The sequence below is a fragment of the Streptomyces sp. cmx-18-6 genome (genome assembly GCF_046548915.1).
Classification (GTDB): Bacteria; Actinomycetota; Actinomycetes; order Streptomycetales; family Streptomycetaceae; genus Streptomyces.
In genome coordinates this window covers 406954-422088 of record NZ_JAEBEP010000006.1, presented here as the reverse complement: position 1 = coordinate 422088, position 15135 = coordinate 406954, and the positions used below count along the sequence as shown (strand labels likewise).

Below are 15135 nucleotides of genomic sequence, written 5' to 3'. Positions count from 1 at the left end.
CCGGCCATGGCGCTGACCAGGAACCACATCGACCGGTTCGAGGCATCGATGCCCCGCCTGGAGGCCATCGCCTACCGCCTCCTCGGCTCGGCGAGCGACGCGGAGGACGCCGTGCAGGACACCTTCCTGCGCTGGCAGGCCGCCGACGTCGACCGCATCGAGGTCCCCGAGGCATGGTTGACCAAGGTCCTCACCAACCTGTGCCTCAACCAGCTCACCTCGGCCCGCGCCCGGCGCGAGACCTATGTGGGGCAGTGGCTGCCCGAACCGCTGCTCGCCGGGGACCCGATGCTCGGCCCCGCCGACACCGCCGAGCAGCGCGAGTCGGTCTCGTACGCGGTCCTCACCCTCATGGAGCGGCTCTCCCCCAACGAGCGGGTGGTGTACGTGCTGCGGGCGGCCTTCGACTACCCGCACGGGAAGATCGCGGAGATCCTCGACATCACCGAGGCGGGCAGTCAGCAGATCTTCCACCGCGCCAAGAAGCACATCGCGGACGGCAGGGCCCGGACCCGGACCGAGATCGACGAGGCCGCCGCGCGGCGGATCGTGGAGGAGTTCCTCGCGGCCGCCACCAGCGGACGGACCGAGCCGCTCGTGCGGCTGCTCACCGGGGACGCCATCGCGATCGGCGACGGGGGCGGGAAGGTGCCGGCCCGGACGAAGGCGTTCGAGGGGGCGCTCGCGGTCGCGAGGTTCATGCGGGGCCTGTTCACACCGAGCACGGCCATGCGCAATCTCGTCGGCGGCCCCGCCGAGATCCACGCGACGTCGGCCAACGGGGCCCCCGCCATCGTGGTGACGGTCGACGGCCGGGTCATCGGCGTCATGTGCCTGGACGTCACCGACGAGGGCATCGCCGCGTTCCGCAACCAGGCCAATCCCGACAAGCTCGCCCGCGCGACCAGGCGGTGGACGGCGACCGACCACGGGGAGCCCCTGTTCACCGCCTTCTGACCCGCGTGTGACGCGCATCACCTTCCGTACCTGTCAGGGAACGGCGGGCTGTCCGGTTCAAGGGGCAGACCCGCGCGAGACAGGAGCCAGGACATGCAGCACCGCATCATCGTCATCGGAGCCGGATACGCCGGAGCGATCGCCGCCGGACGCCTCTCCAGGCGGCTGCGCCAGGACGTCGCCATCACCCTCGTCAACGCCGAACCGGACTTCGTCGAGCGCGTCCGGATGCACCAGTTGGCGGTCGGCCAGGAACTCAAGGCCCGCCCGTTCAGCGAGATGTTCGCGGGCACGGGCGTCCGGCTGAGGGTCGCGAAGGTGACCGGCGTCGACGTGGACCGCAGGACGGTGACCATCTCGGACCTGTACGGCGCCGAGCCCGCCGCCCACCCCGCCGAGGACCCCGCGTACAACGCCGAGGAGCTGACGTACGACACCCTCGTCTACGCGCTCGGCAGCACCTGGACCACCCACGGCGTCCCCGGCGTCGCCGAGCACGCCCACGACATCGCGGGCCGCCCCGGCGCGCTCCGGCTGCGCGAACGCCTGGCCGCGCTGGGCCCCGGAGAGCCCGTGGTCGTCGTCGGCGGCGGTCTCACCGGCCTGGAGGCCGCGACCGAGATCGCCGAGGCCCGCCCGGACCTCGACGTGACCCTCGCCGCGCGCGGCGGACTGGGCGACTGGCTCTCCCCCAAGGGCGGCCGGCACCTGCGGAAGGTGTTCGACAGGCTCGGCGTCACCGTGCGCGAACACACGGCCGTCACCGCCGTCGAGGCCGACCGCGTCACCACCGCCGACTCGGCCATCCCGTCCGCGGCCACCGTGTGGACCACCGGCTTCGCGGTTCACCCCATCGTGAGGGCGACCGCCCTGGAGGCCGACGACGCGGGCCGGATCGTGGTCGACGGATCGATGCGCGCGCTCTCCCACCCGGACGTGTACGCCATCGGCGACGCGGCCCTGGTGATGGGCCCCGGCGACAAGCCGCTGCGGATGGCGTGCGCCACGGGCGGCCCCACCGCATGGCAGGCCGCCGGCGCCATCGCGGCCCGCCTGACCGGCTCCAAGCCCATGAACACGCCGCTGCGCTACTACAACCAGTGCATCTCGCTCGGCCGCAAGGAGGGCCTGATCCAGTACGTCACCGCCGACGACCGGGCCCGCCCCGCCGCCCTCACCGGCCGGACCGCGGCCCTCTACAAGGAGCTGGTCTGCAAGGGCGCGGCCTGGGCCGTCGCCAACCCGACCCTGGGCATCCCGACCAAGCGCCGCCGCGTACTGCCGCTACAGGAGTCCGGTGGCGATGCCCAGCAGCGACGTCACGCGGACCGCGGCACGATGCCGACCGCGCGGTAGTCGTACCCGTCCTGTTTGAACCCCGGGGCTTCCCAGGTCAGATCGACCCGCTGGCCGGGCGACAGGGTGCGGAAGCCGCTCATCTGGATATCGGAGTAGTGGCCGAAGCAGCCGCCGGGAGTCTCGGGGGAGTCGAGCACGCCCCACCCCTCCTCGTCATCCCACTCACGCACAGTCGCCATCACCATGCGGGGAACGGTACGGGGTCCGCCCGTACCGTTCCCACCCGGGGCATCAGCCGGCACGGCAAGCAGGACCCTCGGGAAGCCGCACCCTCAACGCGGTTGCCGTACCTCGCCGCTGGGGGGCCGTACAACGCGAGAGGCCCGGACTCTCGTCCGGGCCTCTGGCCTGCTGTGCACTCGGCAGGATTCGAACCTGCAACCTTCTGATCCGTAGCTCTAGCCGGATCGGTCAGTGACAGCCATACCGGTCGCTTCGAGGCCCTAGGTGTGTGGTTCGGACAGGTTGGTGACGCGGCTGGCGGGTGGCTGGCCCCCGATTCCGGTGTGGGGTCGGTGGTAGTTGTACCAGTGCAGCCAGTCGGTGAATGCTTCCATCCGGTCCAGGTCTGAGGTGTAGGGCTTCTGGTAGGCCCATTCATCGAGCAGGGTGCGGTGGAAGCGTTCGACCTTGCCGTTGGTCTGGGGCCGGTAGGGGCGGGTCAGCTTTCCGGTCGCGCCGAGGTCGGCCAGGGCGTTCTTCCAGGCGAGGCCCTTGCGGTAGGCCCAGGCGTTGTCGGTCAGGACGCGTTCGATGCGGGGGATGCCCTGGCGGTGGAAGAACGCGGCCGCGCGAGTGAGGAAGCCCGCGCAGGTGGTGACCTTCTCGTCCGGGTGGATTTCGCTGTAGGCGAGGCGGGAGTGGTCGTCGACGGCGGAGTGGACGTAGTCGAAACCGACGTTGCTGCGGGTGGCGCGGCCGGCCTGGCGGCCCAGGGTCCTGTGGCCGCCGCCGTCGGGGATCCGGCCGAGCTTCTTCACGTCGATGTGGATCAGCTCGCCGGGGTGTTCGCGCTCGTAGCGGCGGATGAGCCGGCCGGTGGGCCGGTCGAGGAAGGCCAGGCGGTTGAGGCCGTGCCGGGTGAGGACACGGTGCACCGTCGAGGCGGGCATGCCCAGGACGGGCCCGAGCCGTGCGGGTCCGAGCTTGCGGTCCTGGCGCAGGCGGCATATCCGGGCTTCGGTCGCGGCACTGGTCCGGTGGGGTGTCCGGTGCGGGCGGCTGGAGCGGTCGATGAGTCCGCTTTCGCCCTCGGACCGCCAGCGCCGGAGCCACTTGTGGGCGGTGGGGCGTGAGATGCCCATCTCCGCGGCGACGTGCGCGACAGGACGGCCGGAACAGACACGGTCGACGAGCAGCCGCCTGCCATGAACAGTCAGCCGGGCATTACGGTGGGACACGAGGGCCTCCGTCCGGTGAAGATTCGACACCTCCACCACACACGGGGGCCCTCGTCATGATCAAGCCCCACCAGCGTTAACAACGCTCGTGATCAATACACCTAGAGAGTTGCAGGGGACACGGGCGGCTGTTGTGGTTTCAGTACTGCGCTGCTGTACACGGGCGGCCCATTCCTCCGGCGAGTCTCAGTGAACGCCCTCGGACGAGATGGTCTCCTGCGTGGGCTGCGGGATCATTGGGTTCTTGGGGATGACGGGGACACCGATCGCCTCCATGACCTTCCGGGCTGCAATCCGCCCCGGAGACCTGGTAGTGGTGATCTTGTCTCCAGTAATGATGTTCCCTTCCCAGATCTGCGCGTTCCGGCGCCAATCAATCTTTGTGGCAAGGTCAAGGTATCGAGCCTTCCGCCACTCCGGGTCCAGGTTCTTCTCGATCTCGAAGGCCACGTGTCCGATGATGACCAGACCGGTCGCGGTCATGTTGATGTAGTGCTTGCGGAAGTCCACCACCTGGTTGGCCGGCCCTCCGCTCGTGGGCAGTTCGGCCACTGCACGCCAAGGGTCCATGTGCTGCGTGAGGATGGCGAGCATGGCCAGGGTCCTGCTGACGAAAGCGTCCTGCTTCTCGGTGGTACCGATGGCTTGGAAGCTGCGAGCCGGGATGCTCGCCTCGCTGAGCGCGTAGTCCTGAAACAGCAGTTCCTTGACCAGCCCACGCACCTGGTTGAGCAGGAAGATGGCCGATGAAAGCTTCGACAGGCTCTTGGACGTCTCATCGATGCGTCCCGCGAACAGGGCAGACTCATCCACGATCTTCGTCAGAACTCGGTTCAGGGGCTCACGCGTGTTGTATGCAGCCAGAAGACTTGCCGGAATCTGCTTGGTCTGTGCTGCGTCGGCAAAGTCCTGGTGGATACGGGCAACGTCCGGTTCTACGACGATGACGACAGAGATGCTGTCGCTCGGGAAAGGGGAATCCGTGTCGATGAGGCTTTCGCTACGCTTGGCGATGGCAGCGAGCCTGTGCTGACCGTCAGTCACAGAGAACTTGGTCTCGTCGCCGATGACGACGAAGCCAGCCGTCATGGCAAAGTTTCCTCGCGGGATATGGATGGCCGGGACAGCACGGACGTTCAGCGTGACCGGCGGGAGGATGTAGTCGTTCTCGTTCTCGGTCAGGTACTTCGTGATGGACCTGACGTGGTTGGTGTCAATCGGGCGGTTGGTGGCCACGCGCGGGTTGCCGCCCTTCACCGCCGCATTGGAAACCACGTGCTTAACGAGGAATGCGTACGAGAAGGCAGTCGTCAGCATGAGGCGCCCACCCTGCTGGAAGACGACGCAGGTGAAGACGCGGCCCCCCGATGCCGTGGCGGCCTCACTCGCAGCTACCTGAGCAGCCGTCAGCGAGTCGTGCTGCGTCAGTCCGAGCTGTGCGAAGAACATGGGATCCCCCTGCTTTGAAACATAGTTGAGTGGGCATCAGAAAAGTACGACAGGTCAACGTATTACGTCAACTTGTTCACGTAGAACGCTCCCTGTTCTGCGATTTATCGCTGGGCGCGTCACTTGCACGGTCGGGGACTGCTGCGAGTCCTACCCGTCACGCCGGGTGGTCCAGGGCTCCCGCGATGCTCTGCGGGCCGCGCTGAGCCACGCGGTCACGGAGGAGGAGATCAGCAAGAACGTGGCCTCGCTGGTGAAGGTGCCCAAGCCTCGCCGCCGCCGGATCAAGCCGTGGTCCGCTACCGAGGCGAGTCTCTTCCTCGCTGACGCTGCGGCCCGGGATGACCATCTCTTCGCGGCCTGGGTCCTCGTGCTGACGCTCGGGCTGCGCCGTGGGGAGGTGCTGGGGCTGACGTGGAAGTCGATCGACTTCGAGACCGGCGAGCTGTACGTGGACCACCAGATCCAGCGGGCCGGACGCGAGATCCTTCACCGCGAGACCAAGACGGAGGACTCCGACGACTTCCTCCCTCTGCCGGCCGTTTGCCTCAAGGCCCTGCGGATGCGCCGCGCCCAGCAGATCGGGGACCGGAAAGCCGCCGGAGAGCTGTGGCAGGGCTCTCACGACCTCGTCTTCACGACGAAGTACGGCACCCCGATCGAGCCGGGGAACCTCACCCGGATGTTCGCTCTCCGGTCCCGTCGCGCGGGCCTGCGGGTCATCCCGCTCCGGAACACCCGGCACACCACCGGCTCGCTCCTGGTCGTCCTCAAGGTGCACCCGAAGATCGCCCAGCGGATCCTGCGGCACTCGCAGATCTCCATGACGATGGACGTCTACGCGGATGCGGCTGACGAAGAAGTGCGCGAGGCGATCGGCAAGCTGTCAGACGCGATGGGCGGTACCGGCTGACACGGTTGCTGTACTTCGCTGCTGTACGGGCAACGCGAGAGGCCCCCAGGATTCTTCCTGGGGGCCTCTGGCCTGCTGTGCACTCGGCAGGATTCGAACCTGCAACCTTCTGATCCGTAGTCAGATGCTCTATCCGTTAAGCTACGAGTGCTTGGCGTTCCGGGCTTTTCTGCCTGGTCGGCGTTGCGGGAACAACATTACATGACCTGCGCCGTGACGCGAAATCCATTAGGCACACCCCATCTGACCTGCGAAAACACCCTTCTGGGGTAGATCTCGCCCAGCCCCTTGACCGTGCCGTGCACGCAGCCCCGCAGTCCGGCTTCCGCGTGCCCGGAACGACCGAAGCCCCGTGCCAGGAGGCACGGGGCTTCGGGATGGAGCGGAGGCGGAGGGATTTGAACCCTCGATGGGCTTTAAGACCCAAACCGCATTAGCAGTGCGGCGCCATAGACCGGACTAGGCGACGCCTCCTCCGCACACCTCGCGCGGACGCGAGTGGTGCGTGCAGATGATGACACAGTCGAACGTCGTGTCACCAATCGATGACCACGTTACTAGCCATGCGGGGGCCAGAGCAAAGCACTTCGGCGTGGTGGCGCAACGTCCGGGCGGGAGGCGCGTTAGAGAGAGGTGGGGGTTTCGGCCTCCGCCGGTCGGGAGCGGTCGGGAGCGGTCGGCCCGCCGCCCATCGCCCGCCGTCCATCGTTCGTCGCATCGCGGTCGCCCGTGATCGTTCCTGATCGGCCCTGACCTTCAGCCCGTGGTCTTCGGTCCTCGGTTCTCAGCTCTCGGTCGTCGGTTCTCGGGTCTTCGGTCCTCGGGTCCCGGTCGTTGGTTCTCGGGTCCTCGGGTCCCGGTCCTCGGGTCTTCGGTCGTCGGTCTTCCGCGGTCGTCCGTGATGCAGAGATCCAGGAGCCCGCATGCTGCGCCGTCTCGCCCTCACCGCCGTCGTGTCCCTCGCCTCCCTCGCCGCGCTGTCCACCGCCGTACCCGCCGCGACCGCCTCCGGTCCGACGCCCTCCGCCCTGCCGACCTCCGGGCCCCTGTCCGCCGCCGTGCCCGCTCTCGGGCCGCTGCCCGTGCCCGTCCCGGCCCTGCCCTCGTTCCTGGGCGGCGGGAGCCAGGACGACGGCGGCGACGGCAACGGCGACGGGGGAGTGAACGGGCCCGCCGTCGAGCGGACCCGGCTCACCGTGACTGTGGAGCGCTCCGGGGTCGCCGGGGCCGACGGGACCTTCGAGCTGACCTGCGAGCCCACCGGGGGCACCCACCCGCAGCGGCAGGCCGCCTGTGACCGGCTCGCGGAGGCGGGCGCCACGCGGGCGGGGCGGCAGCTGTTCCGGGCCACGCCCGAGGGCTCGATGTGCACCATGATCTACGGGGGCGACGCCTCCGCCCGCATCGTCGGAACCTGGGACGGCCGGCCCGTGGACACCACCGTGACCCGGGGCGACGGCTGCGAGATCGCGCGCTGGAACAGCCTGGTGCCGGTGCTCCCCGACCTCCGGTAGTCCACGCCGGGCATACCGGGGCCACCGGGCACGCCGGAACCATCGAAGCGCACCTGGGCCACCGGGCACGCCGGAACCACCGGAGCGCACCGGCCACGCCAGGGCCACCGGAGCGTGGCGGGGCCAACCTCGAAGCCGTGGTTTCCAGGTTCCGGCAGGCTCCCGGGCGACCGCCCCGCCTCGCGTCCGCGCACGTCACAGGGTGCGCGGACGCTCACGTCATAGGCCGGTGGCGTACACCGTGTGCACAGAACCTTGGTGAGAGCTCCCCCTCATCCGCCGCCCCCGGGCCCTCCCCTGGCCTTAGACTCCTCCAGTGACAGTCTGCGGCCCGAGGGGCAAGATGGGGCCCGCTGTCGGCAAGGTGCGGTAATCAGGGAGGAAGCGTCGTCGTGAGCAGCAGGCCGTCCCGAGGCACTGCTCGCCTCGCAGCCATACTCGATGCCCTTCCTGACGGGCTTCTGCTCGTCAATTGCAACGGCACGGTCGTCAACGCCAACGCCATCGCCCTCGAGATGTTCGAGACCCCGGGCACCGCGCTCGTCGGTCGCGGGCTGCTGGATCTGCTGCCGGAGTTCGACTCCAAGCTGATCCCGGGGTCGATGCGCCGGCCCGAGGCTGCGGACGAGCAGGGCAGGACCAAGCCGACGCGGATGATCGCGCGGCGCACCGACGGGCACGAGTACCCCGTCGAGGTCACCAGCGCGAGCCTGGACAGCGGTCAGGCCGCGTACAACGACATCCACTCCAGCTACACCGGCGACGAGCTGCTCATGCTCGTCGTACGGGACCTCTCCGGCACCGTCGACACCGAGGCCGAGCTCGCCCGTTCGCAGCGCCAGACCGAGATGATCCTCCGCGCCGCATCCGAGGGCGTCGTCGGCACCGACACGGACGGGCGCGTCGTCCTCGTCAACCCCGCCGCCGCGCAGATCCTCGGCTTCCGGGCCAGCGACCTCGGCGGCCAGGAGCTGCACCCGCTGATCCTGCACTCGCGGGCGGAGGGCGAGCCGTTCCCGTACGAGGAGTCGCCGCTCGCCGACACCCTCAAGTCCGGGCGCAAGCACCGCGTACGCGGCCAGGTGCTGTGGTCCAAGAGCGGCGCGCAGGTCCCCGTGGACCTGACGACCGCGCCGGTACGGGACGGGGACCAGCTCGTCGGCGCGGTGATGACGTTCACCGATCGCAGGCCGTACGAGGAGCTCTCCGCCCAGCACAAGAACGTCGTCGCCGAGCTGACCACCAGCCACTCCGACGAGGTCACCGCGCTGAAGGAAGCGCACGCCGCCGAGGTCGCCGCACTCACCGAAGCCCACGCCGCCGAGGTCGCCGCGCTCACCGGGGCCCATGCCGCCGAACTGGCCGACCGGACCGAGCGGTACACCGCCGAGGGGGAGGAGCAGGCCGAGCGCATCGCGGCCCTGGGCTCCCAGCATTCCCAGCTCACCGCCGTCCTGGGAGGCGCGCTGCGCGGTCCGCTGGAGGAGCTGCGCGGCGAACTGTCCGCCCTCGCCGCCGACCCGGCCGGGCAGCTGTGGCCCGAGGCCAACCAGATCCTGCACCACCTCGCGGCCGGGTACGCCCGGATGACCACCCTCATCGACAACGTGCTGGGCTACCAGCGTCTCGACGCGGGCGTGGAGGGGCTGCACAAGGCCCCCGCGATGGTCGACGGGATCGTGACGGGCGGCATCGACGGGGCGGTGGAGCTGATCGGTCCCGGGCGCGCCCAGTTCGCCGTGCACGCCCCGCCGATCGAGGCCGAGGTCGACGCGCGTCAGCTCGCCACCGCGCTGGCCCATCTCGTCGCGGACGTCTGCGGTGTCGATTCCACCGGCAAGACCCGGGCCGTTCCCGGGGGCGGGTACGTCGACTCCACCGTGGTCGTGGCCGCCGCCCAGCGCGGCGACGTCGTCCGGATCGAGGTGCGCGGACCGTTCGCCGGCGGCGACCCGGTCCACGAACCGATCGTGCGCGGCATCGTCCAGGCCCACGGCGGGGTGCTCCAGACGCACGAGATGCCGGGGATGAGCGGCAGCGCGTACGTGCTCGACGTGCCGATCGGCACCGGCTCGGGCGCCATCGCGCCCCCGGAAGTCCCCGTGGAACCCTCCCCGGCTCCGCCGCCCTCCCCCGAAGGCGTCGGGGCTCCGGGTGTCACCAGCGGCGGGCGGCGACGGGCACGCCGGGCGTCGACCGATGCGTTCCTGGGCAGTCCCGGCGGTGCGCCCGAAGCGGCGGCCGATGCCGGAGGCGGAGGCCGGGAGGACGGGCCCGTCGCCGAGCCGACCGGGCGTCGCCGAGCCCGCCGTGGGCCGGCGGCGGTCGAGGAGCAGACCTCGCCCGAGCTGATTCCGGCCCAGCAGGGCGAGGGCTCCGGACGCAGGCGCGGACGGCCCAGCCCGGCGGAGACCGGCGCGGGGGGCGGGACGGAGACCAGTACGGGGGGCGGGACGGAAGGCGGTACGAACGGGAGCGGGCCGGTTGAGATCGGCGGCCCGCCGCAGGCCGGTGCGTCGCAGGCCGGTGCGTCGCAGGCCGGCCCGCCACAGGTCGGTACGCCGCAGGCCGGTACGCCTCAGGCCGGTCCGTCCCAGATGGGTCCGACCGGGCCGGGAATGTCAGGTGACCGGCAGACGTCCGCTCAGGAGCAGCCGCAACCGCAGCGGCAGGCCCTCGCGCTGACCTCCGCCGCCTCCTCGGCGCTCTCCCCCGCGGCCCCCACCGGCCCCTCAGCTCCCTCCGAGGGGTCCGTCGTCACCGCGGCCGAGGGCGCTCAGGGCGCCGGTGGGCGTCCCCAGCGCGGGCAGACCGTGCCGCCGCAGGGCGTGCCGGTCGACCCGCAGCAGCCCGTACCGCCCGCCGGGCGACGGGCGCGGCGCGAGGGGGAGGGCCGTCCGGCGCTCCCCGCCCTCGCGGCCGGCAACGGGAGCACGGGCCCGGAACACGTACAGGAGCAGGTCCCCGCCCTCGGCCAGGCCCAGCAGCCGGGTGGGCGTCGGGCCCGCCGGGCGCTCGCCGCCGCCCAGGAGCGCAGCGCGGCCGACGCCGGTCCGCGTACCGCGTTCGCCCTGCCGCCCGCCGACGCGGACCGGACACCGGAGGCGCCGGGCACCGCCCCCGTACCCATCGCCCCGCCCGGCGACGAGGGCCTCGCTCACCACGAGCGCACCGCCCCCGATGCCGGTCACACGCCCCCGCCGGCCCACCCCTTGGCCCCGCCCGCCTCGCACACCGACTGGTCAGCCGCCCCGGGCCAAGGCCCCGGCGTACCGCAGGCCGGCCCCGACGCGGCATCGGACAGCCGTCCCGCGTACGGCCCCGACGCCACGCCCGACGAACAGCCCTGGAGCCCCGCGCCTCAGAGCCCCGCCCCGGACCCGGAGCCCCCGCACGGCCCGCACCCCGCGACGGACGACCATTCCTGGGGCGGCAACGGGCAGACCGCTCACACCACCGGAACCTCGACCGTTCCCGGCGCGGCGGCGCACCCGGCCGACGACGGCACGGGCGTCCCGACCCCGGGCGCGCGGCGGCAGCCGCTGCCCGCCGAGGAGCCGATGCCGGGCGGCGGCAACCCGGACTCGACCCAGGGACGGGCGTTCAGCGTGCGGACGCTGGGCCAGGGCGTGCCCTTCGCGCAGCACCTCGTGCACCAGCAGAACCAACCGAACCAGCCCAGCCGTCCCAACCCGGCGAACCAGCCCGGCCGGCCCGCCCAGCAGCCGCAGCACCAAAGCCTCGGCGGTGCCGGCCGGCGTCGCAAGCTCGCCGCACCGCCGGAGGGCGAGCGCCCCACCGCCCAGCCGCCCGCCACGACCACGGACACCCCCGCCCCGGGCACCCCCGGCGCACAGGGCCGGCAGGAGCAGCAGGGTCAGCACGGCCCGCAGTCACCGGCGCTCCAGCCCCCAGCACCCCAGCCCCACGACGCTCAAGGCCCTCCCGCCACCAACCCCGGCTCGGGTTCCGTCTCCAGCTCCAGCCAGCTGATGACGCCCTCGATCGCCGAGGGGCGCGCCTACGCCATAGGAGCTCCCGACAAGGGCGCCGCCGAAGGTCCGGAGCCGTTGGACGGGCCCGGCGGCGCGGTCGAGGTCGCCAACCGTCCGCAGCCCCGGCCCCTCGACGACGAGCTGCCGCCGGAGCCGCTGGACAACCCGCGCCGGCTGCTCGTCTGGCCCGCCCCCGACGTACCGACGCAGCAGGCGCTCAGCGACCGGGGATACCGTCCGGTGATCGTCAACTCCCGTGAGGAGGTCGACGCCCAGATCGCCGCGTTCCCCGCCGCGCTCTTCGTCGACCCGCTGACCGGGCCCATCACGCGTACGGCGTTGCAGTCGCTGCGCCAGGCCGCCGTCGCCGCCGAGGTCCCCGTGCTGGTCACGGCCGGTCTGGGGCAGGCGACCCGGGAGGCCGCGTACGGGGCCGACCCGGCCGTCCTCCTCAAGGCGCTGGCCCCCCGCGACAGCGAGCAGCACCCGCCCCGCGTCCTCCTGATCGAGGAGCACGAGGAGATCGCGGCGGCGCTGGCGCAGACCCTGGAGCGGCGCGGGATGCAGGTCGCCCGGGCCGCGACCGACAGCGAGGCCGTCGACCTGGCGGGCCGGATGCGGCCGAACCTGGTGGTGATGGACCTGATGCAGGTACGCCGCCGACGCGCCGGGATCATCGACTGGCTGCGGGCGAACGGCCGGCTCAACCGCACACCGCTGGTCGTCTACACCTCGGCCGGGATGGACCCATCGGAGCTGCCCCGGCTCGCTTCCGGGGAGACCGTACTCTTCCTGGCGGAGCGGTCCACCAGCGACGAGGTGCAGTCCCGGATCGTCGACCTGCTGGCGAAGATAGGCACGAACTGACGGCGCTCACCGGCGCAGAACAGGGCGGGGGCGGTACGGATTTCCCCGTACCGCCCCCGCCCTGTCGCATGGCCGCCCCCGCCGTGTTTCACGTGAAACCAGGGCGACAGACGCTCAGAGCTGGGTGACGTCCAGCTCCCCGTCCGCGTACTGCTTCCGGATCACCTTCTTGTCGAACTTGCCGACGCTCGTCTTCGGCACGGCCGCGATCACCGACCACCGCTCCGGCAGTTGCCACTTGGCGATGCCCGACTCGGCCAGGAACGCCTTCAGCGCCTCGTAGTCGGTGCCGGTGGCGCCCTCCTTGAGGACCACCGTCGCGAGCGGCCGCTCGCCCCACTTCTCGTCGGGTACGGCGACGACAGCCGCCTCCGCCACCTCCGGGTGGGCCATCAGCGCGTTCTCCAGCTCGACGCTGGAGATCCACTCGCCGCCGGACTTGATGACGTCCTTGGCCCGGTCGGTGAGGGTGAGGTAGCCATCGGTGCTGATCACGCCGACGTCGCCGGTCTTCAGCCAGCCGTCCTCGCTGAACTTGTCCTCGGGCCGCAGGTGCTCGCCGTCCGCCCCGCCGTAGTAGGCGGCGGCGATCCAGGGGCCGCGCACCTCCAGCTCACCGGCCGACTCGCCGTCCCACGGCAGGTGCTCGCCCGCCGGGCCGACCAGCCGGGCCTCCACTCCGGCCGGGAAGCGGCCCTGGGTGACGCGGTACGGCCACTCCTCCTCGGCGCTCAGTCCGGCGGGCGGGTGGGCCATCGTGCCCAGCGGCGAGGTCTCCGTCATGCCCCAGGCGTGGCAGAGCCGGACGCCGAGCTTGTCGTACGCCTCCATCAGCGAGGGCGGGCAGGCCGCGCCGCCGATGGTCACATTGGCCATCGAGGTGAGGTCGCGCGGGTTGGCGGTGACCTCGGCGAGGAGGCCCTGCCAGATGGTGGGCACCGCGGCGGCGTGCGTGGGGCGCTCGCGCTCGATCATGTCGGCGAGCGGGGCGGGCTGGAGGAAGCGGTCCGGCATGAGCATGTTGACGCCGCTCATGAACGTGGCGTGCGGCAGCCCCCAGGCGTTCACGTGGAACTGCGGGACCACGACCAGCGTGGTGTCCTTGTCGGTCAGCCCCATCGACTCCGACATGTTGACCTGCATGGAGTGCAGGTAGATGGAGCGGTGGGAGTAGACGACGCCCTTGGGGTCCCCGGTGGTGCCGGAGGTGTAACACATGGCGGCGGCCTGGCGTTCGTCCAGCTCCGGCCAGTCGTACGTGGTCGGGCGGCCCGCGATCAGCTCCTCGTACTCGTGCACGCGCGGCGCGAGTCCGGCGAGCGCCGAGCGGTCGCCGGGCCCGGACACGACCACGTGCTCGATGCTCGGCAGATGGGGCAGGAGCGGCACGAGGAGCGGCAGCAGCGTGCCGTCCGCGATCACCACCTTGTCGTCCGCGTGGTTGACGATCCAGGCGAGCTGTTCCGGCGGCAGCCGGAGGTTGAGGGTGTGGAGCACGGCCCCCATGGAGGGAATCGCGAGGTATGCCTCCACATGGACCGCGTTGTTCCACATGAGGGTGGCGACCCTCTGGTCCCCGTCGACGCCCAGCTCGTCGCGGAGCGCGTTGGCCAGCTGGGTCGCGCGGGCGCCGATCTCGGCGAAGGTGCGTCGGTGCGGCTCGGGTTCGCCGGTCCAGGTCGTGACCTGCGACTTCCCATGGATCGTCATCCCGTGGTGCAGGATGCGGGTGACAGTCAGCGGTACGTCCTGCATGGTGCTCAGCACGGCGTCCTCCCGGTGGGCGCTACGCGGCAGTAAGGTTGCGCTGATTCTGCGCACATACCAAGCGGTATGTCACTACTCGCGGGAAAAAATTCCTGGCCGGGGGATGTGGGCGGGACTGTTCGGAGGGCGTGGGCGGACCTGTTCGCGGGCCTCTCCGGGGTCCGTGCGGCGGACTGTTCGGGAGCCTCTTCGCGGTCCGCGCGGTGGGCTCTCCGAGGGTCTGTCCGAGGGTCTCCCCGGGAGCGTACGGTGGCCTGTTCGCGGCACGATCGGCGGATGTGCCGGACTCAGCGCACCGGCGTCAGCTCCGGGTCCTCGCGGAGCTTGCCGAGGGCGCGGGAGACGGCGCTCTTGACCGTACCGATCGACACCCCGAGCACCTCGGCCGTCTGGGCCTCGCTGAGGTCTTCGTAATACCGCAGGACGACCATCGCCCGCTGGCGGTCCGGGAGCTTCAGCACCGCCCGCCACATCGCGTCGTGCAGCGACTGCTGCTCCGCCGGGTCGGGCGCCGGGACGCCTCCCTGCTCGGGCAGCTCCTCGCAGGCGAACTCGTCGACCTTGCGCTTGCGCCACTGCGAGGTCCGGGTGTTCAGCAGCGCCCGGCGGACGTATCCGTCCAGCGCCCGGTGGTCCTCGATCCGCTCCCACGCGACGTACGTCTTGGCGAGCGCGGTCTGCAACAGGTCCTCCGCGTCGCACGGGTTCGCGGTGAGCGAGCGCGCGGTGCGCAGCAGGACCGGTCCCCGGGCCCGTACGTACGAGGAGAACGACGCGTAGGGCGCGTGGTGGTGCTGTCCGGCGGCGGTGGCAGAGGCCGCCGTGGAGGCGCCTGTGCAGACTGGCGTGGTCATGCCCTCCACGCTAGGAGCGGGGCCCGCCCCGGGGATCGCCCACAGGTCCCGAAGCGCCGT

At 71.2% G+C, this 15135-nt stretch carries 9 protein-coding genes, 2 tRNA genes and 1 pseudogene; 5 read left to right on the top strand and 7 right to left on the bottom strand.

Annotation, left to right across the window (positions count from 1 at the left end):
- The first annotated feature begins 6 nt into the window (after window positions 1-6).
- Both sigJ and ACLJPL_RS17330 read left to right on the top strand, forming a co-directional pair.
- Window positions 7-957 carry an RNA polymerase sigma factor SigJ gene (sigJ, locus tag ACLJPL_RS17335; RefSeq protein ID WP_411081725.1) on the top strand — a complete coding sequence of 317 codons (951 nt, stop codon included), beginning with the start codon at window positions 7-9 and terminating at the stop codon, window positions 955-957.
- 93 nt (window positions 958-1050) lie between these two features.
- A complete protein-coding gene (locus ACLJPL_RS17330) occupies window positions 1051-2313 on the top strand; it encodes an NAD(P)/FAD-dependent oxidoreductase (protein WP_411081724.1) in 1263 nt (420 codons plus the stop codon).
- Here the strand turns inward: ACLJPL_RS17330 and ACLJPL_RS17325 are convergent.
- From ACLJPL_RS17325 to ACLJPL_RS17315, 3 genes are all read right to left on the bottom strand, one after another.
- Window positions 2277-2501: a cold-shock protein gene (locus ACLJPL_RS17325; protein WP_411081723.1), complete on the bottom strand. Its 225-nt coding sequence runs from the start codon at window positions 2499-2501 to the stop codon at window positions 2277-2279. The genes ACLJPL_RS17330 and ACLJPL_RS17325 overlap by 37 nt on opposite strands.
- Window positions 2502-2759: 258 nt before the next feature.
- Window positions 2760-3716, bottom strand: a complete 957-nt coding sequence (locus tag ACLJPL_RS17320) for an IS481 family transposase (RefSeq protein WP_411081722.1) — start codon at window positions 3714-3716, stop codon at window positions 2760-2762.
- Window positions 3717-3902: 186 nt separating this feature from the next.
- On the bottom strand, window positions 3903-5165 hold the full coding sequence (locus tag ACLJPL_RS17315; RefSeq protein WP_411081721.1) for a DNA sulfur modification protein DndB: 1263 nt from the start codon (window positions 5163-5165) through the stop codon (window positions 3903-3905).
- 124 nt (window positions 5166-5289) lie between these two features.
- Between ACLJPL_RS17315 and xerC the strand changes: the two are divergent.
- Window positions 5290-6078, top strand: a pseudogene (xerC, locus tag ACLJPL_RS17310) (tyrosine recombinase XerC); the annotation flags it as partial.
- A gap of 78 nt (window positions 6079-6156) precedes the next feature.
- Here the strand turns inward: xerC and ACLJPL_RS17305 are convergent.
- A tRNA-Arg gene (locus ACLJPL_RS17305) sits at window positions 6157-6229 on the bottom strand.
- Between the two features lie 232 nt (window positions 6230-6461).
- Window positions 6462-6552 (bottom strand) — tRNA-Ser (locus ACLJPL_RS17300).
- A gap of 449 nt (window positions 6553-7001) precedes the next feature.
- On the opposite strand from ACLJPL_RS17300, the gene ACLJPL_RS17295 reads away from it, so the two are divergent.
- Together ACLJPL_RS17295 and ACLJPL_RS17290 are read left to right on the top strand one after the other, a co-directional pair.
- Window positions 7002-7592, top strand: a complete 591-nt coding sequence (locus ACLJPL_RS17295) for an SSI family serine proteinase inhibitor (RefSeq protein WP_411081720.1) — start codon at window positions 7002-7004, stop codon at window positions 7590-7592.
- A 392-nt stretch (window positions 7593-7984) separates the two neighbouring features.
- Entirely contained in the window at window positions 7985-12454 is a 4470-nt protein-coding gene (locus ACLJPL_RS17290; RefSeq protein WP_411081719.1) for a PAS domain-containing protein, read from the top strand.
- Between the two features lie 114 nt (window positions 12455-12568).
- Here the strand turns inward: ACLJPL_RS17290 and ACLJPL_RS17285 are convergent, their stop codons facing one another.
- On the bottom strand, window positions 12569-14221 hold the full coding sequence (locus ACLJPL_RS17285; RefSeq protein WP_411081718.1) for a long-chain fatty acid--CoA ligase: 1653 nt from the start codon (window positions 14219-14221) through the stop codon (window positions 12569-12571).
- Between the two features lie 287 nt (window positions 14222-14508).
- The gene (locus ACLJPL_RS17280; protein ID WP_411081717.1) at window positions 14509-15075 is read right to left on the bottom strand and encodes a SigE family RNA polymerase sigma factor; all 567 of its coding nucleotides are present in this window, start codon (window positions 15073-15075) and stop codon (window positions 14509-14511) included.
- Window positions 15076-15135 lie beyond the last annotated feature (60 nt).